Consider the following 25,179-nt stretch of genomic DNA (forward strand, 5'->3'; position numbering starts at 1 on the left):
TACTAGGGAGGTGAAAAGATTGCGGAAACGTTTATATATAGGGATTGGAGTTATCTTCTTAATCGCTTTAGGTGGAATTGTATTTTGGTCAGCTTTACAAGGAAACCGTACAGAAAATTTTATTTTAAGACATATGGTGAATGACAATGGAACGCTTGCCACGTACCGTTTAGTAGATACTAAGGCAGGTACGGGTGAAGCAAAGGGACGTGAAGCTTTATCAGAATCAGCGGGATTATGGTTACAATATACACTTGATAAAGATGATCAGGCGTTATTTGATGAGCAAGTAAAGGTTATTCAAGATAATTTCGTATATAAGAATCATATCGTTTTATGGAAACTCTCTGAAAAGGGAGAGAGGCAGTCAGCCACAAATGCACTTATAGATGATCTTCGTATTATAGAACAATTATATCGTGCTTATGAAATGTATAAGGAAGAGCGTTATAAAAACCTTGCCGATCAATTAAGTGATGCTGTACTTCGTTATAATAAAAAAGATAATTATTATGTTGATTATTATGATGCAGATGCAGGGAAACAAAATAATTTTGTAACAACATCATACATAAATCCGCGTGCATTCTCCTATATGAAGAAGTACGGAAAAGTTTCTGCTCAGCAATATCAGGAAGTTGTTCAATTTTTAGCGGATTATCCAAGGCATGGCTGGGCATTCCCGAAAGAGTATAAAGAAGATGGTACATTTACGTACGATAAAGAAGTGAATCTTATTGACCAATCATACGTTGCATATCATCGAAGTTTAGGTGGTCTTTCATCAACTGCTTATTTGGAATTTATAAAGAAGAAATTCCAGGAGAATGGAAAGCTATACGGTCGTTACAATTTAGAAACGGGAAAACAAACTGTGAATTATGAATCGCCAGCCGCTTACGGACTAACGATTTTGTACGTACTACAAACAGGTGATACAAAGTTTGCGAAGGAATTGTATGATCATATGTCCACATTCCGAAATGACAACGTATTTAGTAGATATTACGGTGGATATGTAACAGGTGAAAATAATAATACGCATATTTTTGATAACGTGCTACCACTTTTAGCTGAAATGGAATTAAAAAAGAGTGAACAATAAAAGGTGCCACCATATGAGGGTGGCACCTTTTATTTGTTCATATAATTTTACGTTCTAATATTAGAGAAGTAGTCAATCACAAATTCACGGAATTGCTGAGCTGTTTTTGATAAGTAGCGTTTTTTGGACCAACTTAATCCGATGGTTCGCTGACAAGTGGGTTCAATAATACGCAACTTGCTTGATGCTAAAGTAGAGTTTTTTAATAAAGTTAAACTTGGAACAAAAGCGATGCCAAGACCTTGCTTAATGAGGTCGCTAATCACGGTCGGTTCATCTACTTCAAAAGCAATATGCGGAGTGAAACCAGCTTCTTTACAAAATTCATCCGTTAAGTGCCGAAATCCATAGCCAGTGTTCATACTAATAAACGGTTCGTCTTTTACTTCATGCAGGTGGATATTTTCTCGGCCTGATAAGCGATGGCCTGAAGGGACAACTAAGAAAATTTCTTCTGTAATAAGTGGTTCCCAAACAACCTCCTCACCTTCAATTGGCACAGAGGAGATACAAAAGTCAATTTCTATATTATCTAGTTGTCGTTTCATAGAAGGAGTGGATGCAAGAAATTGTTGGAACCGAACGTTAGGATGTTCTAGTAAAAAAGAGCCAAGTAGTTCTGGTAATATTCTTGGAATAGAAACGGCCAGTGTAATAGAGCTTTGTTGTAATTCGGCTAAATCTTTAATTTCTCGTTCCCCTTCACTTAATTCATGAAAAATACGTTCTACTCGTTTTAAAAATACTTTTCCGAAAGAATTTAAAGTAATCTGTCGGCCTTGGCGATCAAATAAAGGGACGCCTAAATCCTTTTCGAGTCTCGCTATTGTTTTGCTGAGTGAAGGTTGCGCGATATGCAATTCTTCAGCTGCCTTTGTCATATGTTCTAGTCGTGCGACTGTCTGAAAGTATTTTAACTGGAGCAGTTCCATTTCGAATCTCCTTTCTATAGACTAAAAGGAATGAATTGATAATTAAAGATGTATTATACAGTATGGAAAGTGACGTGTATAGTAAATCTGTTAAACCATTCGAAGGGTGTTAAATTAGAAGAGGAGTATGTTTCATGAAGGGAATTAAACTTATATTTAAAGATTGGAAAGCGATGTGGCACCATAAACATGGACGTATCGCTTTAATTTTTTTATTAATCGTTCCATTAATTTATTCAGGATTCTTTTTAGCTGGGTATTGGGATCCGTACGGAAAATTAGATAAATTACCTGTTGCAGTTGTGAACTTAGATAAGGGGGCTGCGATGGATGAGAAAACAATTCATGCAGGAGACGACTTTGTAAAAAATTTAAAGGAGAATAAAGAACTGGCTTTTCATTTCGTATCAGAAAAAAATGCTGATGAAGGGTTAAAAGAAGATAAATATTATATGGTTGTTACGATTCCAGAGAATTTCTCTAAAAAGGTAAGTACACTTATGGATGAGAAACCAGAGCCGGCAAAGTTGCAGTACAAAGTAAATCCAGGTAAAAACTTTGTAGCAGCTCAAATTGGAACGACAGCTGTTGAAAATATGAAAACAAAAATCTCAAATAGTATTACGAAATCTTATACAGAAGGTGTCTTTTCAAAGTTTCAAGATTTGGCACAAGGATTGAGTGATGCAAGTAATGGTGCTGAGAAGTTACATGAAGGAACGACCGATGCAAAAAATGGAGCGAATCAGCTTGCGGATGGTATTGATCGTTTAAGTGATGGGACATCGAAATTGAAAGAAGGAAGTGAAAAGCTTGCATCCAGTCAATCTGCTTTAACCGGGGGAGCAAATGAGCTGAGTCAAGGAGCGACATCACTTCATAGTGGTATGGAATTACTAGCACAAGGTGAAAAAACGTTACAATCAGGAATTAGTGAATTAAGTGCTGGTACAAATGAATGGGTGAATGGAAATGAAAAACTTGCTGAAGGGCAAGCGAAAGCGGACAAAGCGGCAAATAGTGTAAAACAACAATTAGAAGAGTACGTGAAAAATCATCCAGAAGTGCAGCAAGATCCCGCTTTTCAAAAAATTGTTGCTACGTCTAATGGACTAGCTAAAGCAACAAGTACTTTAAATAATAGCCAACAACAATTGACACAAGGTGCGAAGAAGCTTACTGACGGTCAACATAAGATTGAAGAAGGCATAAATACATTCGGAGTTAAGTTAAATGAAGCTACTGCTGGAACGCAAAAGATAGCAGATGGTGCATCGAATTTGGCTGATGGATTTACGAAGTGGGGAAATGGATTTACATCATTGCAAGAAGGTGTAAACCAGCTTGCGAGTGGTGGAACGGAGCTGAATAACGGTGCTAGTAAATTAACAAATGGACTTGTTAAACTGGATGATGGTGCGAAAGAACTTTCTGCGAAATTGGGAGAGGGTGCAGAGAAGATAGCGAATGTTCGTAATGATGATGCACGTAATACGATGTTCTCAGAGCCAGTTCAGTTAGTGAAGTCAACAGTTTCTGACGTTCCTAACTACGGTTCAGGCATTGCACCATATTTCTTATCGCTTGCATTTTATGTTGGCGGAATTATGGCATCGAATATTTTACCGCTTGGTCGTAGACAAAATATGAAGGTAAGTGGAACGGTACATTTTATTAATAAACTAGGATTGGTATATTTAATTGGACTTATTCAAGCGCTACTCGTAGATGTAGTTGTGCTAGGTGTTATGAAATTAGAAGTTGCCAGTGTGCCACTCTTTGTTTTATCAAGTATTGTGATTTCCTTTACGTTCATGACATTTATTCTTATGTTAGTAACAGTATTTGGTCTTATTGGAAAGTTCTTAGCAGTAACGCTTCTTGTCTTGCAATTAGCGACGAGCGGGGGGACTTTCCCAGGAGAATTAAACATAGCTGTTCTTAGTAAAATTGGACAATTTCTCCCAATGTCTCATTCTCTTAGAGGATTACAAGATGTTATCTCTTTAGGAGATTGGTCGCAATTACAAATGCAAATTTTAATATTGTTATGTTACCTCGTTGTTGCCGGTGGAATTGCTTGGATCACGAGTCATATACAGCATAGAGAAACGAATGCAGAACAAGTTTCTTAAAATGAAATAAGCTATCCGATTTTTTCGGATAGCTTATTTTTTATTTACGTTCCATTACTGCAAAGTAATTATTTTCATTATCAGCAAAGTTGAATGCTCTACCAGTAGGTAAATCTACAACCTGTCCAACTGTGACATTTTTCTCAGAAAGATCTTTATATAGACGGTCTAAGTCATTTGAGAAGAACATAAGTGAAGGTGTATTTAGGTTTAGTTCAGGTTGCATCTTCGCGATTAACGCTTTATCGTGAAGGACGATGCTTGTTCCTGCTTCTTTCGCCGGTGCAATTTCAATCCAGCGGAATCCGTTTCCGTTATTTTCTTCCGCAATGATTTGGAACCCTACTTTTTCTGTCCAAAATTGTACTGTTTCGTCTTGGTTATTTACATATAGCATAATTTGTCCAACTTGATTGATCATAGGTGTCTCTCGCTTTCTTTTTATATGCGTATTATTATATCAAATATATGGTTTGAATAGTTTTTTATGATTTTTTCGTAATACAACTTTCGTCCATTTCATCTTTGTTGTAGGAGAAGGACCTGTAATCCAAGTATGAAATGGTATTGTGCTACAAATGAACATTGTTGAAATAGAGATAATAGCCGTTAACACAAATAGTAATAGGCTATATAATATAGTATTTTCTTGCAGTGTGAATAAAGAAAGAAACTTTGTGCATAGTTGTAAGAAGAATAAGTGAGCTAAATAAGCACCATACGTGTAATTTCCAATGAAACGTAACGTTTTATATAAGAAACCACGCCGCTGTACTATCATAATAGATAACACATACAGTATGATAATTTCGCATACGATATATAAAAACATAGATGGTTTTAAATAGGTAGAAACAGTTAAATGAATAGAGTTTGCTCCGTGAAAACTAAACAACTCATAATTGATGAATAAAAATAAGATGAAAAATAATATTGTTATAAGCGGGATATGTTTCATGACGAATAGACGCCAAGTTTTTAGTGCTACAGCGGCAATGCCACCCATAACGAAATAGAATGAGTAGAATAGAAATGATCGATCTGTATAATGTAAAATTGTTGAACTTGTTAATTTTTCTCCATTAAAAATATAGTGAGAAGAGAACCACATTAATAGAAAATATAGGCAAGCGAAAAAGGTCATATATTTATATATGTCTTTTTTATTTTCTGTTCGTTTTTGAAACCAATAAAAAAGTGTGCATAGTAAAGGGAACAATAAGTGAATTTGGAACATCATAATAACGTACCAAAGATGGGGCGCGGCTGTTCCGAGTAATAAACTTTTTATTCCGCCTTGTAATGTAATAAGATCATTTGTTGTTAATAAGTAAAGAATAGACCAAAAGAAATAAGGAATGAGTAAGTGTGTCGCTTTTTCAGAAATATATTCTTTATATACTAATTGCTTCGTATAGTGACGAATTAAGTGAAATCCAACGATAAATATGAATGCCGGTGCTGAGAATTTTGCAAGATTAAATAGCATGCCCATAATGAGGGATTGCTCAAGTAAGACATTTCCTTGATTCATTGTATATAATAAAGAACTTTGCAAAACGACAGCGAGAAATGCAATGCTTTGCAAAACTTTAAATTCAGGTGCGCTTTGTGTCATTATTTCCATCTCCTTTTCCATACATGATTATAGTACGGAGAATGGATAATGGATGTGGAATATTTGTGAAGATTTTAACAAATTTGTGGCGAGAGGAAATATCAACTTATCAACAAATAACGACAAAAAGAGGATGCTCGTTTAGAGCATCCTCTTTTTAGCTATTAAGCAAATTTGTTTTTGATCCAATTCTTACCTTCTACAAGGCGAGCTGTCATTACCGCACAAGCGTTATCTGCTGTTACGTTTAACATCGTTGCAGGTGGATCAATGATTGTACTAATTGCTGCGATAATTGGCAGTGCTTCTGGCGGGAAACCGTATAGAGATACGATTAACATTTCACCGATCATACCACCGCCTGGAATAGCACCCATTACTGTTCCTACTAATAGAGAAACAACAAGTGCGATTGCTAATGTTTTCGGTCCTTCGAATTCCATGTTGAAAATACCGAATAAGAAAGCAATTTTTAATACGCCACCTAAAACAGAGCCGTCTTTATGAAGTGTAGAACCAAGAAGGACAACTGTTTCACGAACGTCTGAAGAAATACCCATTTTCTTCGTTGCTTCTAAGTTCGCTGGAATACTTGCGGCACTACTACAAGTTGCAAGTGATGTAACTGTAGGAGAGACCATGTTCTTCCAAAATACTTGTACACCTTGTTTGCGACCTGCAAGGTATGCATAGAACGTGAAGAATACAAAGAAGTAGATAAGAGAAGCTGGATAGTATACCATTGCTGCTCGGAAGTAAGTTCCAAGAAGTTGTGGTCCGAATTCACCAACTAATGCTGCGAAGTAAGCAGCAAGTCCGATTGGAGCGTAGTACATAATGAAAGATACAACCTTCATTGAAATCTCTGCACCAGCTTGTAGGAATGTAGCGAATGGTTTTCCTTTTTCGCCAACTGCTGAAGTTGCAATCCCCATTAAGATAGAGAAGAAAATAAGAGCTAACATATTTTCACGAGATAGTAACTTCGAGAAGTCAGATACTGTTAAAATACCGACGATTTGATCTGCAACACTAACAGCTTTGCCGGCTTTGTCAGGTTGTGTTAGTTCTAGTACAACACCTTGTGCTGGCGGGAATACTTTCACGACAATAATCATAAAAATAGCAGCTAAAATACTTGTAAATAAGAAAGTCCCAGCCATACTAGACATAATTTTACCGAAACGTTTTAATCCATCCATATTAGCAATAGACGATGCGATGCTAAAGAACACTAGAGGTACAACAATCGTAAACATTAAGTTTAAGAAAATATCACCAAGCGGCTTTAAAGCAACTGCATCGGCACCCATGAAATAACCAATGAAACCACCAATTAGGATAGAAGATAATAAAATAAGTGGAAAGCGATATGCCTTCATAAATATATCCTCCTATCAATTAAAAAAATCATACTGAATCATTATAGCGAGTTAGAGTCCTCTTTACTAGGAGAATACGGATAAATGGAATAGCGTGAAAACGAAGAAATTTTTGTTTTTAAGCTCGGCATACAGCAGGAAATCTAGACATATATATTTGTAACCTAGTGGTGGCAAGGGATGCACCATAACTTAGGTTTAGAAAAAGGGGGAGGGAAGCGGAATGAATATTTTACTTTGCTGTGCAGCGGGAATGTCTTCCAGTTTGATTGTTACAAAGATGGAGAAAGCAGCAGAGGCAAGAGGGATAGAAGTGAAAATCTGGGCAGTATCAGGTTCTGAAGTGAATAGTCATATTGATAAAGCTGATGTACTTTTACTTGGACCGCAAGTACGTTATTTATTACCGAAAATGAAAGAATTATGTAAGGATAAAGGGATACCTGTTGATGTTATTCAATCCGTCCATTACGGACTTTGTAATGGGGAAGCTATCTTGCAAGCAGCTTTGTCAATGAAACCATGAGGAGAGTGGGATAGATGATACGGTTTTTAGAGAAGTACGTGATGCCAGTAGCAGGGAAGGTTGCAGAGCAGAGGCATTTACAAGCAATTCGAGATGGAATTATTTTAACGATGCCTTTCTTAATTATTGGATCGTTTTTCCTCATTATTAGTGCACTGCCGATACCCGGATATAACGAGTTTATGGCAGGTTTGTTTGGTGAGAATTGGCAGAGAGCTTTAGGGTATCCAGTTAGTGCAACTTTTAATATAATGGCTTTAATAGCTGTTTTTGGAATCGCTTACAGGCTTGGAGAGTATTATAAAGTGGATGCTTTAGCATCCGGGGCATTGTCGCTTGTGACGTTTTTACTTGCGACGCCATTTCAAGTTGCATATATTATACCAAGTACAAAAGAAAGTGTACTTGTAGAAGGCGCTATTCCAGCTGCATTAATGGGAAGCCAAGGGTTATTTGTAGCAATGATTATTGCACTTATATCTACTGAACTGTATCGATTTATTGTACAAAAAAAGATAATTATAAAGATGCCAGAGACAGTTCCACCAGCTGTCACGCGTTCATTTGCAGCACTTGTTCCAGGATTTATTGTTGTAACAGTTATTTGGATTTTACGCTTAATTATAGAAAATACTTCTTTTGGCAGTATCCATAATATTGTAGGACAAATTTTACAGGAACCACTTAGTGTACTTGGTGCTAGTCTTTGGGGCGCAATAATAGCAGTTATTCTCGTTCATGTTCTTTGGTCGTGTGGAATTCATGGTGCTACTATTGTTGGTGGTGTAATGAGCCCCGTTTGGTTGTCGTTAATGGATCAAAACCGAGTTGCTTTTCAAGCTGGGCAAGATGTACCAAATACGATTACGGCACAGTTTTTTGACTTATGGATTTATATGGGCGGTTCTGGTGCAACGCTTGCTCTAGTTGTCGGAATGTTACTATTTGCACGAAGTCAACAATTAAAAAGTTTAGGGAGATTGTCAATTGCACCTGGTATATTTAATATTAATGAGATGGTAACTTTTGGTATGCCGATTGTGATGAACCCACTTTTACTAATTCCATTTATATTAGTTCCAGTCGTGCTAACAATTGTTTCTTACTTTGCAATGGAATGGGGATGGGTTGCACGTCCGAGTGGGGCCGCTGTACCTTGGACGACACCTATTCTTTTTAGTGGATATTTAGGATCGGGCGGGAAAATTTCAGGTGTTATTTTGCAACTTGTTAACTTTGCGCTAGCATTCTTCATTTATTTACCGTTCTTAAAAATATGGGATAAACAAAAACTGGCGGAAGAAAAGGGGGAGTAAAGAACTACAATGGATACGATAGAGACGAAAGCTTTTCATTTAATCTTGCATGGGGGAAACGCGAGAAGTTGTTCAATGGAAGCAATTGATTGTGCGAAGCGTGGGGAGTTTACAGAAGCTGAAGCTAAATTACAAGAAGCACTAGAGGAATTAAAGGAGGCGCACCGCGTACAAACGGAGCTTATCCAGAAAGAGGCTGGTGGCGAAAAGACCGAAGTTACTCTTTTAATGGTACACGCGCAAGACCATTTAATGAATGCAATTACGGTGAAAGAATTAGCGAGTGAGTTTGTAGAGTTATATAGGAAGATGTCGGTGGATGAATGAACCTTGCTTATGCAAGGTTTTTTTATTTCACTAAATAGTGGGTTAAAATAATGAATTATTTTTCATTGAAAAAGTTTTTTTAGTGTTTTTTCATATTAAACACAACTAGACGACTAAACACTAATCTATTTTCATACAGTTATGTGTTAAAAGCGTGTTGTTTTATAACACACTGTGTATTTTTTGGACGACACACTAATTGAAAGCGTTAACACACAAAGAAAATGCTCGAAAAAGCACTGATTTTAGTGGTTTTAAAAAGTTGGCACGCTAATTGCATTAATAAATAGCGTAAAGAAAAATAAATAAACATAAATTTTTTATACTACACAAGGGGGATTTTCAAATGAATATTTTATTATGTTGTTCAGCAGGGATGTCTACAAGTTTACTAGTTACAAAAATGGAAGCGGCTGCAAAAGCTCGCGGTCTAGAAGGAAAGATTTGGGCTGTATCTGGGGATGCAGTAAAAAACAATATCGACCAAGCAGATGTGTTATTACTAGGACCACAAGTTCGTTACATGCTCTCTTCAATGAAAACGCTTGCTGACGAGAAAAATGTTGGAATCGACGTTATCAATCCAATGCACTACGGCATGATGAATGGAGAAGCAGTTTTAGATCACGCATTAACACTTAAAAAATAATTAGGGGGGAAGCGAAATGCAAAAGTTTATTGCATTTATGGAGAAATATTTAGTTCCAGTCGCAGGTAGAATTGGATCGCAGCGCCACTTAGTTGCAATCCGTGACGGATTTATCGCAGTTATGCCTCTTATTTTAGTTGGATCATTTGCAGTACTTATAAATAACTTACCAATTGATGCTTTCCAAAACTTTATGAAGGGCACATTTGGTGACGCTTGGAAAGATGTCGGTGGCGGTATGTGGACTGGTTCCTTTGCTATACTCGCCCTCATAGTCGCAGTTGGGATAAGTTACAATTTAGCGAAATCTTACGGCGTCGATGCGTTGTCAGCAGCAATCATTACATTCGGTGCATTAATTATTATTTCTCCGACAACGCCAAAAGAAGGCGGTATTGATTTAGCGTGGACAGGGGCACAAGGTCTATTCGTTTCCATTATAGTGGCTCTTCTTGTAACAGAAGTGTTTAGATTCTTTGTTCAAAGGGATATTACAATTAAAATGCCAGATGGTGTTCCACCGGCAGTAATGAAATCATTCGCAGCGTTAGTTCCAGCATTCGTTATTTTGATTGTAACAGCAGGTATTCAATTAGCTGTGAAACTTGCGGGAACAAGCATTCATAAAATGGTATTTGAAACAATTCAATTACCATTACAAGGTTTAGCGGGTACATTACCAAGTGCAATTATTATTGCTCTACTTATTCACGTATTATGGTTCTTCGGATTACATGGTCCAAATATTATTGGGGGGATTATTGACCCAATCTATTTACCAGCATTAGAGAAAAATATGAAATTATTTAATGATGGTATGTCTGCATATGACGTACCGCATATCTTCACAAAACCATTCTTTGATGTATACGTATATATCGGGGGATCGGGTGCAACGTTAGCATTCTTAGTGGCAGTAATGCTTGTAGCGAAAAGTGCGCAGCTTCGCGGTGTAGGCCGTGTATCTATCGGTCCTGGTTTCTTTAATATTAACGAACCAGTTATTTTCGGTACACCAATTGTATTAAACCCAGCGTTAATTATCCCGTTCGTACTTACACCAGTTGTATTAGTTATTACTTCTTATACAGCAATCACTTTAGGATGGGTACCAAAAACAGTTGCGTTAGTTCCATGGACAATGCCACCAATCTTTAGTGGTTATCTTGTATCGGGCGGAAGCATCGCTGGTGCAGCACTACAAGTGGTGAACTTTGCTATTGCGGTAGTAATTTACTATCCATTCGTATTAATGTGTGACCGTACTTATGTACAGGCTGCAAAAGCTGAAACAAAAGGAAGCGACAATTCAGTATCACTTTAAAAAATATTATTCTGGCGAGTTCCTATAGCTCGTCAGAATAATTACCTTTATATCATGTTCAAAAAGATGATACTCATCTACAAGAACACCAAACTATCATTCATAAAATAATAATTTAATAGACATGTTCAAACTGAAGGGGTATTTAAATCGGTTGAACCTTATAGAAAGGGCGGTAATTATGATGACTACAGCAGAACAAATTCCATTCCAATTGATTTTAAATAGTGGTAACGCACGAAGCTTTGCGATGGAGGCACTTCAATTTGCCAAACAGGGGAAAATGGTAGAAGCAGATGAAGCGATGGTAAAGGCGAAAGAAGCGATTAATGAAGCGCATCATTTCCAAACAGAGCTCATACAATCAGAAGCAAGAGGAGAAAAAACAGAGGTTAGTGTTCTTTTAATTCACGCACAAGATCATTTAATGAATGCGATTACAGTGAAAGAATTAGCAGCAGAGTTTATCGATCTTTATAAAAAGCTTGAAGCGAAAGGGGAATAAAGCATGACTGGAATTAAAATTGCTACAATCGGCGGTGGATCTAGTTATACACCAGAGTTAATTGAAGGATTTATTAAGCGTTATGATGAGCTTCCTGTTCGTGAAATTTGGTTAGTAGATATTGAGGCAGGAAAAGAAAAGTTGGAAATAGTTGGTAACTTAGCGAAACGTATGGTGAAAAAATCAGGTTTACCAATCGAGGTACATTTAACACTTGATCGCCGTGAGGCATTAAAAGATGCAGACTTCGTAACAACACAACTTCGCGTTGGTTTATTAGAAGCACGTGCAAAAGATGAAGCAATCCCATTAAAATATGATGTAATCGGTCAGGAAACAAATGGTCCTGGTGGTTTATTTAAAGCGTTGAGAACGATTCCTGTTATTTTAGATATTTGTAAAGATATGGAGGAGCTCTGTCCGAATGCATGGTTAATTAACTTTGCAAATCCAGCTGGTATGGTAACAGAGGCAGTTCTTCGTTATACAAATATTCAAAGAGTAGTTGGTCTATGTAACGTTCCAATCGGAATTCGTATGGGTCTTGCAAGATTACTTGAAGTAGATGCGAGTCGTGTTCACGTTGATTTCGCAGGTTTAAATCATATGGTATACGGACTAGATGTATACTTAGATGGCGTAAGTGTAATGGACCGTGTGTTAGAGCTTGTGACAGATCCAGAAAAACAAATTACGATGGAAAATATCGCAGCGCTTAACTGGGAGCCAGACTTTATTCGAGGACTTCGTGCGATTCCATGTCCATACCATCGTTACTACTACAAAACACGTGAAATGTTAGAAGAAGAAAAAGAAGCTTCTGTTGAAAAAGGTACACGTGCAGAAGTAGTAAAACAATTAGAAAATGATTTATTTGAGTTATATAAAGACCCGAACTTAGATATTAAACCACCACAATTAGAAAAACGTGGCGGAGCTTATTATAGTGATGCAGCATGTAGCTTAATTACGTCTATTTACAATAATAAAGGTGATATCCAGCCTGTTAATACACGAAACAACGGAACAATTGCAAGCTTACCACATGATTCAGCTGTTGAAGTGAACTGTATTATTACGAAAGAAGGCCCAAAACCAATTGCAGTTGGAGATCTTCCAGTACCAGTTCGCGGTTTAGTACAACAAATTAAATCATTCGAGCGCACAACAATTGAAGCTGCTGTTACAGGGGATTATCATAAGGCGCTGCTTGCTATGACAATCAATCCACTTGTACCATCAGATAAAGTTGCAAAACAAATTTTAGATGAAATGTTGGAAGCACATAAAGAGTATCTTCCACAGTTCTTTAAAAAGGTAGAGAAGTAAAAGCGGCGCTATTTAGCCCGCTTTTTTTATTCTATTAGGAGGTATTATGATGATTAAGTTAATTGTAAATGCAGATGATTTCGGTCTTACAGAAGGTACAAATTACGGCATTATTGATGGGCATATAAATGGACTTGTAAATTCAACGACGATGATGATGAATATGCCAGGAACAGAGCATGCGGTACGCTTAGCGAAAGAGTATAACCTACTCGGAGTAGGCGTACATCTCGTATTAACAGCAGGGGAGCCACTTCTTGGAGACGTACCATCACTTGTAGGTAGCGACGGATCGTTTCATAAACAAAGTGTTGTAAGGGAAGGGAATATAAATCCAGAAGAAGTTGAGAGAGAGTGGACTGCTCAAATTGAGAAATTCCTATCTTACGGATTAACACCAACTCATTTAGATAGTCATCATCATGTACACGGATTACCGATCTTACACGATGTTCTTGAGAGATTAGCAGCTAAATATAATGTTCCAATTCGTCGTTGTGGGGAAGATAGAGCGGTGCATCCATTTTCTGATGTATTTTACAGTGACTTTTATGCGGATGGTGTGACGGAAGATTACTTTGTGAAGTTAAAAGAAAGAGTACAAGGTGAACAAACGGTAGAAATTATGGTTCATCCAGCTTATATTGATCCAGAGCTTGTGAAGCGTTCTTCTTACGTAATGGATCGTGTGAAGGAATTGCGTATTTTAACAGAGAGTGAGTTGCCTGAAGGGATAGAACTTGTGAAGTTTTAATAGAAAAACGACGGCTACATCATGCCGTCGTTTTTTATTTACAAAATGGATAGAATATATCCGCCAAAAGCTCCAAGTATAACGATAACCCAAGGCGGTGCTTTCCAAAAAGCTAGTAAGCAAAAAAGAAGCGAAGCGAAAACGAAATCTGAAGCATTTATAATTGTACTCGTCCAAATGGGATCGTAAAAAGCGGCAATTAAAATACCAACAACTGCGGCGTTAACACCAAGTAGTGCGCCTTGTATGAATGATATTTTTCTCACATTGTTCCAAAATGGTAAAACACCAATAACGAGTAAGAAAGCAGGGAGGAAAATCGCAATTGTTGCGATTATTGCCCCAAGCGTCCCGTTTAACACTGCTCCTATATAAGAGGCGAATGTAAATAGTGGTCCTGGTACTGCTTGTGTTAATCCGTATCCAGCTAGGAACTGTTCTTTCGTCATCATTCCGTTTTGTACGAACTCACCTTCAAGAAGGGGCAGCACGACGTGTCCTCCTCCAAATACAAGTGCGCCAGAGCGATAGAAACTGTCAAATAAAGCGATGTAATAAGAGAACGGTCTTAATATTGGTAGCAGTAGTAATAGTCCAAAGAATAAGACGAGGCAAGAAACTGCTATCTTTTTTGAAATAGGTACTCTTATATTTTGAGATTGGCTAATTGGTTGGTTGCGATATAAAAACCAACCGATAAAGCCACATATTATAATAAGGATGACTTGTGTCCAACTACTTGGCCATAATAAGGCGATTGCGGCAGTTACAATCGCAATCGTTGCACGATTTCGATCTGGAGTTAACTTTCGCGCCATTCCCCATATGGCATGAGCGACAATAGCGACTGCTACAAGTTTTAGTCCATGAATCCAGCCAGCACTTCCAAGATCGAACTGATTAAGGAATGAGGCGAAGAAAACCAAAACAAGCACAGACGGTAAAGTGAATCCAATCCATGAAATAATAGCTCCTAATAGACCGCCCCGTAATAATCCAACCCCCATACCGACTTGACTGCTGGCAGGACCGGGAAGGAATTGACATAGTGCTACTAAATCTCCATAGCTTCGTTCATCCATCCATTTTCTTTTTTGCACGTATTCGTGGTGGAAATAGCCGAGATGAGCGACAGGACCGCCGAATGAAGTAAGTCCTAATTTAAATGAGACGAGAAAAATCTCTAATAATGTGTGAAAGATGTGTTTGTTTTTTTTCAAAATAACCTCCTATAATGTTTTTCTATGTGCATTATACAAGAGACTTTCAATCTACAGGAACGATTTTAATGTAAAGATTTTGTGAATCTTTTCTTTGTAATTAAAATTGAAAAAGTCATAAATGATTATGTCTAAACCATAAAGTAGTAGAAGTAGTGCTGGGAAATTTATATAAGGAGAATGCCTTATGACAACACATTTCTTTGCCAGGTTAACAGGTAAGAGGGAAGTGCCTCCTGTAAATACAGAAGCTTTTGGGGTAGCAGAGTTTATTTTTAGTGATGATTTAACGAAATTGCATTACAGAGTAATACTAAAAAATATAGAAAAGGTTACATCGTGTCAAATTCATTTAGGGAAGTCTACTCAAATTGGTCCTGTTGTTTTATATTTGTATGGTCCACTGGAGCAAGGGATTAGCTTGAACGAGGGAAGTATTACTGGTGTAGTGAATGTAGAGGATTTTGAGGGACCTTTACAAGGGAAATCATTTGTACATTTACTTCAAGAAATTATTCAGGCAAATGTATATGTTAATGTCCATACGAAATCACAAAAAAGAGGAGAAATAAGAGGGCGAGTTAGAAAAGTAAAGAAATAGAGGAAAAGGCTGTCCATATGTTGGAACAGCCTTTTCTCATTATATAAGGTGCTAGTTTTAGCAATTATTGTCGGTAAATCGATATATTTTGAAAATCGCTGATATAATCTGGGTTGCGCCGATATATTTTGAAAATCGCTGATATAATCTGGGTTGCGCCGATATATTTTGAAAATCGCTGATATAATCTGAGTTACGCCGATATATTTTGAAAATCGCTGATATAATCTGAGTTGCGCCGATATATTTTGAAAATCGCTGATATAACTCACGTTACGGTCGATATTTTTAAAAACGGCCTCGATTAATTTTTCACAGGCTGATTTTTAATAAAGAAGTCCATAACATAAAATACTTCGTCATCAGGTATTTGTATTTCAAATGTATTTTCAATTGGTTGCAACGCTTTTTTTACTTTCATATACATCCAGTACTCATCTTGTCTTCTTTTCTCTTTATCAGGGTGAGGAAGAAGGCTTTCTCCTTTTTGAAGACGGTCAACCATACAGCTCATATGCAGAATAACACCCATTAAGCTATCAGGAGTTAGCTGTAAGGAAATTAATTCCTGAATTGTATTTAATGCGTAACGAATTGTTTTGATAAGTAATGCTCCATCGTTACGCTGCATTTGTTGTTCAAGAATATCCGCCATTTTTGCATATGTTTCTTCATACGTAATTAATTCTTGAATTGGCTGAATCGCTGTGTAGTTTACGATGTCTTGGAAATGATATGTTAAGCATGGTACTTGCACATCGAAATTCGTGACAATACAAATGATGTTACGCTCTTTTTTTATGTTCTCAATCATTTTCGTTAAATCTTTTTCATGGACGATACTAATTGGTATAATTTCAATTAAGTCTTTATCAAATCGTAAATAGTTCTCTAACATTTTTTGAATAGCTAAAGCACTTCCTTCACCAGTTAAGCAAGCTGTTAAAATAACAGATTTCATTGGGGAGAGAGGTTTTTTCTTTTCTTCTTGTACGTTTAAGTAAAATGGTGTTAAATTTTTTACTGTTTCATACAGCGCATCTAATGAATAACCGAGCTGAGCTTTTCGAGCTGCTTCTAGTGCGTGTGGTGTGCTCGTCATCGAGAGAACACGTACAGGGATTTTGAACTCCGTTTCTAATATGTCACCGATATAAGCAAGTGACCCCATATCGACAAGTAAGAGAAGCCCATTTACATTTTGTAGTGTTTTCATATACACTTTCACACGTTCCAAGAAATCTTTCGGTGATTCGTGTAACGGCATATCAATACCGGTTACTTCCTCAATGCCGAGAAGTTCGTTTGCGACGTTTGCCATTTCAGTTGCGATGCCATTACCGTGTGCTAATATTAATACTTTTACTTCTGTTTGTGAGGCAGGAATTGGATCAACAACGAAGAACATTGTTAAAAAGCCAGCTTCATCAATAGGCATTGTTATTTGTAATTCTTCCTCCAGTAGTTGAATGCATTGCATAGCTACGGAAAAAGCTTCTTTATATTTCGTACGAATTTGATTTAATTGTGGGTGATGTATTTGTTTTCCGCTTTGTAAACGTTGTAGAGTTGTCTGTACATGTAAACTTAAAGCGAGAAATACTTTTTCATCAAACGTCTTAGATAAATGCTTTTCAGCAAGTTCCGCTATTTTTTCACATACGGAAACGATATTACGATCCACAATTTTAAAAACATTTTCATGGCTTGTTTTTTTTGATATTTGGTTAAAATATTGTACGAAAAAGCTTTGAACATCATTTTCTATTAGTAATTCTAATTCTTCCTCTTCAATACCACGTGCTTGAAGTTCTTCGTATTTATAGTCAATATAATCGTAAATAGAAGAGCGTTTTTCATCTTCTGTTTTATGATTACTCCAACCTTCCTCACCTGTAAATACAAATGTTTCATTTGGTATTTGGTATAAGTGACGGCTCTTCCTTTCAATGAACAACCCTTCTTTCATATACCAAGGTAAATCTGTACTTGAAACATAGACAGAATCACGTTTCTTTGTGACCAAATCAGAATAGGCTTTCGCACAGGCAATTTGAACATCTGTTTTTAATTGACCAATGTTATTGGGACAATTGTAAAAGACGAAAGCACGCATTGCATTTGGGCTAACGTGAATGTCTTTTCGCAGACGAATTGCTTCATTTGTGAAAAATAGCTGTAGTAAAGCAAAGCGCTCTTTATGTGTACGCTCACGAAGTGGTGGCAGCGTAACAGTCATCGGTATACGTCTTGTAAATGTTTTTAATAAAAAGGAATTTGGTTCTTCTGTTGTTGCAGTAATGATTAATACTTGTGCTTTACGTTCGTTCTCTGTTTCTCCAAGGCGGCGGTACACTCCGCGGTCAATAAAGGTGAAAAGCATTTCTTGTCCCTCTGGAGGTAGGCGATGTACTTCATCTAAGAAAAGAATTCCTTCATGTGCTTTTTCAATTAACCCTTTTTGATCACTTGCTCCTGTGTAAGCTCCTTTTTTAATCCCAAATAACTGTCCAAGTAGTAGTTGTGGATTGTTTGCGTAATCAGCACAGTTAAAGACGATAAATGGTGCATTTTTGGGAAGCTGTTCAACTTCAATTGCATATTCGTGCATTAAAGAAGCAAACATAGACTTTCCGACCCCTGTTTCTCCCAGTAGTAAAGTATGCATACCGTTTGGAGGGTAGAGAATAGAAGCTTTCGCTTTTTCAATTGCGATTTTAAGGCTCGTATTTTCAATTGCAAATGTATCTAATGAAGTTATGTCTTTTGAATGCGTTTCCAACGAAGTGTTCGTTTCTATGTAAAAACGAACAGGTCGCGTATTTGTTTTTAATAACCGTTTATCTTTTACAAGTTTGTTTAAGTCGCTACTTACATTGGCGCGATCTAGTTGTAGAAATGTAGCGAGTTCTGATGCGGTTACACCTTCTGTATAATTTCCTTCTTGTATTGCATTAAAAATGAGATCTATTCGTTTCATTTCCATTCACCTCGAAACTTCATCACTATTTAAAAGTTTACACAAAAATGGGAAGGGTGGGAAGAGAAAAATAAAACAGCTTTAGTCTAGAAGTACTAAAGCTGTTACAATCTTGTGTCTTTCCAAAAATTTACCTCGAGATGAGAAGATGGATTATAGGGAAGAAGTTTGTATCCTTGTGACTGTAAATAATCAATTACTTTTGGCAGTATTTGTACGGTCACACTCGAATCATGCATTAAAATAACTTCGACTTGTTCATCACTTTGATTACGCACTCTTTCGAGTATGGCAGAAGGATTATCATAGCTTTTCCAGTCATAAGTATCGATCGTCCAATCCCACATTTTATACTGGGCTGATACAAGTGCGTCACGGTAATTCTTTTTTAAGTAAGGCATACTACCATATGGAACGCGAACGAGATGTGTATTTAATTTCGTAACTTGCTGGACAATGCTTTGTGTTTGTTCCATTTCTGCAATTAAAGTGGAAGGGTCACCAGTGTAAAGGCGTTTTACATCATGTGACATGCTATGGAGCCCGATATAATGTCCTTCTTTAATTAATCGTTGCATCGTTTTTCTGTAATGCGGCACTTTTCCGCCAATAACAAAGAAAGTTGCTTTTCCGTTCTTTTCTTTTAAGATGTTTAAAATTTGTGTAGTGTATTTGTTTGGCCCGTCATCAAATGTTAAGTACGCAATTTTTTGTGTAGGAGAGGTCGTTTCAGTATTTGGATGATGTTCAGCAGGAATAACGGTTGTTGCTTCAGTATTAGATGATGCGTACATAGTAATTGTTAAGAATAAAATAATACATTGAAATATTCGCTTGATCATAACATTCACCCTCAGTTTGACAATCAAGATGTAAAAAAACTTGATACTTTTCTTATTATGTATATCTTTCTCCAATAGAGGAACTCTCAAACAATCTATATTTTGGAAATATAAAATAAGGAATAAAAAATAGCATCCTAAAGGATGCTATTTGAATATTTCATAATGGTAAAGGCTATACTACAATTAGTCTTCGCGTTTTTTCACTTTTTTATAAAAGGAAATAAGTGGTTTGTAACGTTCATGTACAAGACCGATTATTTCAGCAATGATTTCTGTGAAGAAAATCAAAGCGAAAAGAAGAATAATGGATAACCATAACGTTGCACTAGTGAAAATAATGGCATTTACACTAAAGAAAATACCGAATGCGTATATAATTAGTACCGTTTTACGATGAGAGAATCCCATTGCAAGTAAGCGGTGATGTAAATGCGATTTATCTGGTGCTGAAATAGGTTTTTTATTTACGATACGACGGATGATTGCAAATATCGTATCAAATATAGGTACACCTAAAATGATAATTGGAACGATAAAACTGAATAACGTTACACTTTTGTATAATCCAAGTAACGATATAACAGAAATACAGTATCCTAAAAATAGTGCTCCTGTATCTCCCATGAAAATTTTTGCTGGATGGAAGTTGAAGAATAAAAATCCAATTGTACTTGCTAATATAATTAATGCGAGTGGCAAGATAATAGCTGTTCCAGTACCCCATGGGCTAGTGAAGGCCATATATGCTAGCGTTGCAAGTACGATAGATGAAATACCAGCAGATAATCCATCTAAGCCGTCAATTAAGTTGATTGCATTCGTAATACCTACAAGCCAAAATACTGTAATTGGATAAGCAAGCCATCCAAGTTCAGTATCCCCAAGGAATGGGATATATAATACTTGCACTAATAATCCACTTTTTACAATCATAATGGCAACTAACAGTTGTCCACCGAATTTTACTTTCGCAGATAACTCGTACATATCATCTAAAATTCCGATGATTACAATGATAATCGCACCTAGTGTTATCGATAACATTCTTTGCTCATATAAGCCGCCGACAACAAATCCTACAGCTACACCAATAAATATTGCTAACCCGCCAAGACGTGGCATAATCTTTTGGTGCACTTTACGTGCGTTTGGCTTATCTGTCGCTCCTATTTTAAAAGCTAATTTAATAACTAAAGGAGTAACGACGAGTACAGTGATGAAAGATGCCAAAATGGCATAAATCACTTGTGAGTCCATTAATACCCCACCCTTTATATTCTAACGTAATTTTTTTTTTGAAGATATATTTATCTGAAAATTATGATGTTTATTTGCAGGCTCATAACATATGGTATCACAAAAAGATTAGAATTCAATCTTTTTTTCTCTTTACGGTTAATGGAAGCGGATAGAATATATGACAATTGTATATAGAATGTTGCTTCATATGAGAAGGTTAATCGTACTGGACTTTGGAATATGACATTTCCTTTTTTTCTTCGATAGTGAATACTTTTAGTTCAGTATTATAAGTGTTACACGTAGAAATGAGTAAGTTTCATGTTAAAATGTGGGAATTTATCTCGCGTCAACTAGTAGCCCCGTTCCTACTAATTAAAGTTTTACTTTATCCCGCATTAATGGACAGTAAGACCCCCACCTCAAAATTCAGCGAAGCAAAGAAGTTAGGTGGGGACCAACTGCCCGTAAAAGCCCCACTGATTAAAGTTTCACTTTATATTATAGTGCATTTAATTTTACAAAAACTTTAAAAAGAATGAGGGAAGTAATTCATATAATGAAGAAGGAAAAGGGTTTTCTCATTTTTAATGTGAGAGGGGGAAGCACAGGGAGAATTCTGTATTTCATATCTTTTCCATTGTAAATTCCTGTGCGAAAAGGAAATGAAAATTACGATAATAGGTACTGGATATGTTGGATTGATTACAGGAGTAGGATTGGCAAAGTTGGGGCATTCAGTTACATGTTTTGATATAGATGATGAAAAAATTGAACGGATAAAACAAGGGGATTTACCTATTTATGAGGTTAGATTACATGAATTAATAAATTATGCATATGAGAATAACGCTTTAACTTTTACATCAAATAAAGAAGAGGCATTTGATGATGTAGAGTTTATATTTATTGCAGTTGGAACACCATCTTTATTAGATGGGACGGCGGATTTAACGTATATTCAGAGTGCTTGTAAAGATATTGGATTATATGCGACAAACGATATTATTGTTGTTACGAAAAGTACAGTTCCAGTAGGTACAAATGATGTAATGAAGGGATGGATTGAGGGGAATTTAAAAGGGAGGCATACAGTACATATCGTATCGAATCCAGAGTTTTTGCGTGAAGGTTCAGGTATTTATGATTTCTTTCATGGAGATCGTATTGTAATTGGAGCGGATAGTGAGGAAGTAGCAAGAAGAGTAGAGAGTTTGTATAGCCAATTATGCTTAGAAACGTATGTTACAGATATTAAAAGTGCAGAGATGATTAAATACGCATCGAATGCCTTTTTAGCTACAAAGATTAGTTTCATTAATGAAATTTCAAATATATGTGAGAAGGTAGGCGCAAATGTATTGGATGTTGCCAAAGGGATGGGAATGGATAAGAGAATTGGTGCATCTTTTTTAAATGCGGGCATTGGATACGGGGGATCGTGTTTCCCGAAAGATACGAAAGCACTGGTGCAAATTGCGGGAAATGTTGCTCATGATTTTCGTTTGTTAAAAGCGGTTATTGAAGTAAATAATAAGCAACAGCTGCTATTGATTGAAAAAGCGAAAAAAGTTATGAACATGAATAAAAAGCGGATTGCAGTTCTTGGCGCGTCATTTAAACCGAATACGGATGATATTAGAGAGGCATCATCTCTTATTATAATAGAAGCATTACTTAATATAGGTGCAGAAATTGTTCTGTACGATCCAAAAGCAATTCAATATGTGAAAAATATATTTGGAGATGCTATACAATATAGTAGATGTATAGATGAATCGATTAGAGATGCGAGTGCGGTTTTTATCGTAACAGAATGGGAAGCTATTCGAGTGTACCCATTAGAAAAGTACGTACAACTTATGAGAGAGCCTATTTTATTCGATGGGAGAAATTGTTATACTGATGAAGATGTTAAGAAACAAAAGATAGATTATTACTCGGTGGGCAGAAAAAGTATTTGTAATAGAAAAGTTTCTGTTATGCGTTAAAAAGGGATGTACTCATGCATATTTTTATATGTCATAATAGAAGCTGTAATTAGTGAAAGAAAAGAGGCAATCACATGACTGAACGTTTAAAAGTAATGACAATTTTCGGGACACGTCCAGAAGCAATTAAAATGGCACCTCTTGTATTAGAGTTGCAAAAACACCCAGAAAAAATTGAATCGATTGTGACTGTAACAGCACAGCATCGCCAAATGTTAGATCAAGTATTAAATATCTTTGGAATTACGCCAGATTTCGATTTAAATATCATGAAAGACCGCCAAACTTTAATTGATGTTACAACACGCGGTTTAGAAGGTTTGGATAAAGTAATGAAAGAAGCGAAGCCGGATATTGTACTTGTACATGGTGATACAACAACAACATTTATTGCAAGCTTAGCTGCTTTTTATAATCAAATTCCAGTAGGTCATGTTGAGGCGGGCCTTCGTACGTGGGATAAGTATTCTCCATACCCAGAAGAGATGAATCGTCAATTAACAGGCGTAATGGCGGATCTTCATTTCTCACCAACAGCAAAATCAGCAACGAACTTACAGAAGGAAAATAAAGATGAGTCACGTATTTTCATCACAGGAAATACAGCGATTGACGCGTTGCAAACGACTGTTAAAGAAACATATAGTCATCCTGTACTAGAGAAACTTGGAAATGATCGTCTTGTACTTATGACAGCTCACCGTCGTGAAAACTTAGGTGAACCTATGCGTAATATGTTCCGTGCAATTAAGCGTCTTGTTGATAAGCATGAAGATGTACAAGTTGTGTACCCTGTTCATATGAACCCTGTTGTTCGTGAAATAGCAAATGAAATTTTAGGTGAACATAATCGTATTCATTTAATTGAGCCGCTAGATGTAATTGATTTCCACAATGTTGCAGCTCGTTCATACTTAATGTTAACGGATTCTGGCGGTGTACAAGAAGAAGCTCCATCACTTGGGGTACCAGTTCTTGTTCTTCGTGATACAACAGAGCGCCCTGAAGGTATTGAAGCGGGTACGCTGAAATTAGCAGGAACAGACGAAGAGACAATCTTTGGTCTTGCAGATGAGTTGTTATCAGATAAAGAAGCTCATGATAAGATGGCGAAAGCATCTAACCCTTACGGTGATGGTCGTGCATCAGAGCGCATTGTAGAAGCGATTTTACAACACTTTAATAAGTAAATAAAAAAGGCCCAATCGGATAGATTGGGCCTTTTTGTTACGGCTGATTGCGCATAATCCACTCTGCATGAGCATTTGTAGAAGGTGGCGGATCAGTTGGTGTTTTATTTTGGTTTGTTTCTTTTTTTGCTTGTTCGTTAGAATTAGAATTAGAACTTGAATTTGAATCAGGATTTGAGTTGTTTTTTGTAGTTGGATTTTTTGCTTTTTCCCCTAATTCTTTTTCAATTTCGTTACGCACCGTTTCTACACTGATTGGATCTGGAAGGAAGTAATAAATACCGCCTATCTTTTTGTCTTCGCCTTCAAGCTTTAACGTTTGCATTGTAGAAGGATCAAATCCAGAAAGTTTATTGTAAAGAGCAAGTCCGTCTGAAATAGGAATGTCGGTTTTTATATATTTTCCAACGACAGCTGTTAAATCTTTAATTTTAAATACAGTAGAGGTGGAGTTTAGTTTATGAGCAACAGCGGCCAGTAATTGTCTTTGTCTAGCAGCTCGACCATAATCGCCATTTGGATCTTGCTTGCGCATACGGACGTAAGCAAGTGCTTCTTCACCGTTTAAGTTTTGCTGTCCTTGCTTAAATTGAATTTTTTTGTAGTAATCTACGTCAGAGCGCTCCCAGAAATCGAAGGGTACGTCAACCGTAACGCCGCCGACAGCATCAACGATACCTTTAAAGCCTTGGAAATCAATTTTAAGATAATGGTCTACAGGAACTTTTAGAAAGCCTTCGACAGTTTTGATTGCCATTTCTTCACCGCCGTAAGCATGGGCAGCGTTAATTTTGTCTTCCTTATTTTTACCAACAATTTTAACTCGAGAATCACGAGGAATACTCATAAGTGAAATCTTTTGAGTTTTCGGATTGACTGTTGCAAACATTAATGAGTCTGTACGACCATTTTGACCGTCTGTCGCATAATCTTCTATACCCATAATGAGAATTGTAAAAGGTTCCTTTGTAATTTCTACATCTTGGTTTCTTAAATCCGATTTTTCACGAGTAAAACCACTATACATCCCCATAAGAGAAGAGTAAGAATTAAACACATAAACTCCTATACTGCCAAATAAAAATGCGAAAATAAGGAAGAAGAAAAGTTTCCTTCTTCGCTTCTTTTTTATTCTGCTATTTTGGAGATGATAATAACGTTCTTCCATATATAATCTCCTTAGTTCATTTGTAGGGAAGTAATTCACTACA

General features: G+C 36.6%; 22 protein-coding genes. 13 read left to right on the forward strand and 9 right to left on the reverse strand.

Features of this window, described 5'->3' with window-relative positions; all coding sequences use genetic code 11:
• Nucleotides 1-19: 19 nt before the first annotated feature.
• On the forward strand, nucleotides 20-1,105 hold the full coding sequence (locus AC1Q8L_RS20695) for a hypothetical protein (RefSeq protein ID WP_001231669.1): 1,086 nt from the start codon (nucleotides 20-22) through the stop codon (nucleotides 1,103-1,105).
• Between the two features lie 47 nt (nucleotides 1,106-1,152).
• Here the strand turns inward: AC1Q8L_RS20695 and AC1Q8L_RS20700 are convergent, their stop codons facing one another.
• A complete protein-coding gene (locus AC1Q8L_RS20700; protein ID WP_000421929.1) occupies nucleotides 1,153-2,037 on the reverse strand; it encodes a LysR family transcriptional regulator in 885 nt (294 codons plus the stop codon).
• Nucleotides 2,038-2,171: 134 nt separating this feature from the next.
• Between AC1Q8L_RS20700 and AC1Q8L_RS20705 the strand changes: the two genes are divergently transcribed.
• Complete coding sequence (locus AC1Q8L_RS20705) at nucleotides 2,172-4,172, forward strand: YhgE/Pip domain-containing protein (protein WP_000676210.1); 2,001 nt, start codon at nucleotides 2,172-2,174, stop codon at nucleotides 4,170-4,172.
• Between the two features lie 40 nt (nucleotides 4,173-4,212).
• On the opposite strand, the gene AC1Q8L_RS20710 is transcribed toward AC1Q8L_RS20705, so the two are convergent.
• The 3 genes from AC1Q8L_RS20710 to AC1Q8L_RS20720 all read right to left on the reverse strand — a co-directional run bounded on the left by AC1Q8L_RS20710 (nucleotide 4,213) and on the right by AC1Q8L_RS20720 (nucleotide 7,172).
• On the reverse strand, nucleotides 4,213-4,593 hold the full coding sequence (locus AC1Q8L_RS20710) for a VOC family protein (protein ID WP_000610162.1): 381 nt from the start codon (nucleotides 4,591-4,593) through the stop codon (nucleotides 4,213-4,215).
• A gap of 39 nt (nucleotides 4,594-4,632) precedes the next feature.
• On the reverse strand, nucleotides 4,633-5,790 hold the full coding sequence (locus AC1Q8L_RS20715; RefSeq protein ID WP_000194330.1) for an acyltransferase: 1,158 nt from the start codon (nucleotides 5,788-5,790) through the stop codon (nucleotides 4,633-4,635).
• A gap of 164 nt (nucleotides 5,791-5,954) precedes the next feature.
• Nucleotides 5,955-7,172, reverse strand: coding sequence for a dicarboxylate/amino acid:cation symporter (locus tag AC1Q8L_RS20720; RefSeq protein WP_000649376.1), 1,218 nt, complete (start codon nucleotides 7,170-7,172; stop codon nucleotides 5,955-5,957).
• A 223-nt stretch (nucleotides 7,173-7,395) separates the two neighbouring features.
• Between AC1Q8L_RS20720 and AC1Q8L_RS20725 the strand changes: the two genes are divergently transcribed.
• From AC1Q8L_RS20725 to chbG, 8 genes are all read left to right on the forward strand, one after another.
• Nucleotides 7,396-7,698, forward strand: coding sequence for a PTS sugar transporter subunit IIB (locus AC1Q8L_RS20725; protein ID WP_001023543.1), 303 nt, complete (start codon nucleotides 7,396-7,398; stop codon nucleotides 7,696-7,698).
• A gap of 14 nt (nucleotides 7,699-7,712) precedes the next feature.
• Nucleotides 7,713-9,014 (forward strand): PTS cellobiose transporter subunit IIC, encoded by a 1,302-nt coding sequence (gene celB, locus AC1Q8L_RS20730; protein ID WP_000617789.1) that lies wholly within the window; start codon nucleotides 7,713-7,715, stop codon nucleotides 9,012-9,014.
• A gap of 9 nt (nucleotides 9,015-9,023) precedes the next feature.
• Nucleotides 9,024-9,341 (forward strand): PTS sugar transporter subunit IIA, encoded by a 318-nt coding sequence (locus tag AC1Q8L_RS20735; protein ID WP_000379645.1) that lies wholly within the window; start codon nucleotides 9,024-9,026, stop codon nucleotides 9,339-9,341.
• A gap of 346 nt (nucleotides 9,342-9,687) precedes the next feature.
• Entirely contained in the window at nucleotides 9,688-9,990 is a 303-nt protein-coding gene (locus AC1Q8L_RS20740; protein WP_001023563.1) for a PTS sugar transporter subunit IIB, read from the forward strand.
• Nucleotides 9,991-10,006: 16 nt separating this feature from the next.
• Nucleotides 10,007-11,314 (forward strand): PTS cellobiose transporter subunit IIC, encoded by a 1,308-nt coding sequence (celB, locus tag AC1Q8L_RS20745; RefSeq protein ID WP_001168846.1) that lies wholly within the window; start codon nucleotides 10,007-10,009, stop codon nucleotides 11,312-11,314.
• Nucleotides 11,315-11,495: 181 nt separating this feature from the next.
• Nucleotides 11,496-11,819, forward strand: a complete 324-nt coding sequence (locus AC1Q8L_RS20750) for a PTS lactose/cellobiose transporter subunit IIA (protein WP_000989059.1) — start codon at nucleotides 11,496-11,498, stop codon at nucleotides 11,817-11,819.
• Nucleotides 11,820-11,822: 3 nt separating this feature from the next.
• Nucleotides 11,823-13,148: a 6-phospho-beta-glucosidase gene (gene celF, locus AC1Q8L_RS20755; protein WP_000145762.1), complete on the forward strand. Its 1,326-nt coding sequence runs from the start codon at nucleotides 11,823-11,825 to the stop codon at nucleotides 13,146-13,148.
• 49 nt (nucleotides 13,149-13,197) lie between these two features.
• Nucleotides 13,198-13,902 (forward strand): chitin disaccharide deacetylase, encoded by a 705-nt coding sequence (chbG, locus tag AC1Q8L_RS20760; RefSeq protein WP_000593488.1) that lies wholly within the window; start codon nucleotides 13,198-13,200, stop codon nucleotides 13,900-13,902.
• 38 nt (nucleotides 13,903-13,940) lie between these two features.
• On the opposite strand, the gene AC1Q8L_RS20765 is transcribed toward chbG, so the two are convergent.
• Nucleotides 13,941-15,122, reverse strand: a complete 1,182-nt coding sequence (locus AC1Q8L_RS20765; RefSeq protein WP_000739649.1) for a chromate transporter — start codon at nucleotides 15,120-15,122, stop codon at nucleotides 13,941-13,943.
• A 187-nt stretch (nucleotides 15,123-15,309) separates the two neighbouring features.
• On the opposite strand from AC1Q8L_RS20765, the gene exsM reads away from it, so the two are divergent.
• Nucleotides 15,310-15,723, forward strand: coding sequence for an exosporium regulatory protein ExsM (gene exsM / locus AC1Q8L_RS20770; protein WP_000207046.1), 414 nt, complete (start codon nucleotides 15,310-15,312; stop codon nucleotides 15,721-15,723).
• Between the two features lie 304 nt (nucleotides 15,724-16,027).
• Here the strand turns inward: exsM and AC1Q8L_RS20775 are convergent, their stop codons facing one another.
• From AC1Q8L_RS20775 to tagO, 3 genes are all read right to left on the reverse strand, one after another.
• Nucleotides 16,028-18,703 (reverse strand): sigma-54-dependent transcriptional regulator, encoded by a 2,676-nt coding sequence (locus AC1Q8L_RS20775; protein WP_000820950.1) that lies wholly within the window; start codon nucleotides 18,701-18,703, stop codon nucleotides 16,028-16,030.
• Between the two features lie 104 nt (nucleotides 18,704-18,807).
• Nucleotides 18,808-19,545 (reverse strand): polysaccharide deacetylase family protein, encoded by a 738-nt coding sequence (locus AC1Q8L_RS20780; protein WP_000595799.1) that lies wholly within the window; start codon nucleotides 19,543-19,545, stop codon nucleotides 18,808-18,810.
• 186 nt (nucleotides 19,546-19,731) lie between these two features.
• Nucleotides 19,732-20,805 carry a UDP-N-acetylglucosamine--undecaprenyl-phosphate N-acetylglucosaminephosphotransferase TagO gene (gene tagO, locus AC1Q8L_RS20785; protein ID WP_000378306.1) on the reverse strand — a complete coding sequence of 358 codons (1,074 nt, stop codon included), beginning with the start codon at nucleotides 20,803-20,805 and terminating at the stop codon, nucleotides 19,732-19,734.
• Nucleotides 20,806-21,452: 647 nt separating this feature from the next.
• Here tagO and AC1Q8L_RS20790 point away from each other — a divergent pair.
• Both AC1Q8L_RS20790 and wecB read left to right on the forward strand, forming a co-directional pair.
• Nucleotides 21,453-22,778, forward strand: coding sequence for a UDP-glucose dehydrogenase family protein (locus AC1Q8L_RS20790; protein WP_000704754.1), 1,326 nt, complete (start codon nucleotides 21,453-21,455; stop codon nucleotides 22,776-22,778).
• Between the two features lie 74 nt (nucleotides 22,779-22,852).
• Nucleotides 22,853-23,968 carry a non-hydrolyzing UDP-N-acetylglucosamine 2-epimerase gene (wecB, locus tag AC1Q8L_RS20795; protein WP_000140121.1) on the forward strand — a complete coding sequence of 372 codons (1,116 nt, stop codon included), beginning with the start codon at nucleotides 22,853-22,855 and terminating at the stop codon, nucleotides 23,966-23,968.
• Between the two features lie 37 nt (nucleotides 23,969-24,005).
• Here the strand turns inward: wecB and AC1Q8L_RS20800 are convergent, their stop codons facing one another.
• The gene (locus AC1Q8L_RS20800) at nucleotides 24,006-25,136 is read right to left on the reverse strand and encodes an LCP family protein (protein ID WP_000392782.1); all 1,131 of its coding nucleotides are present in this window, start codon (nucleotides 25,134-25,136) and stop codon (nucleotides 24,006-24,008) included.
• Nucleotides 25,137-25,179 lie beyond the last annotated feature (43 nt).

The organism is Bacillus sp. GW823-FHT06A11 (assembly GCF_058795355.1).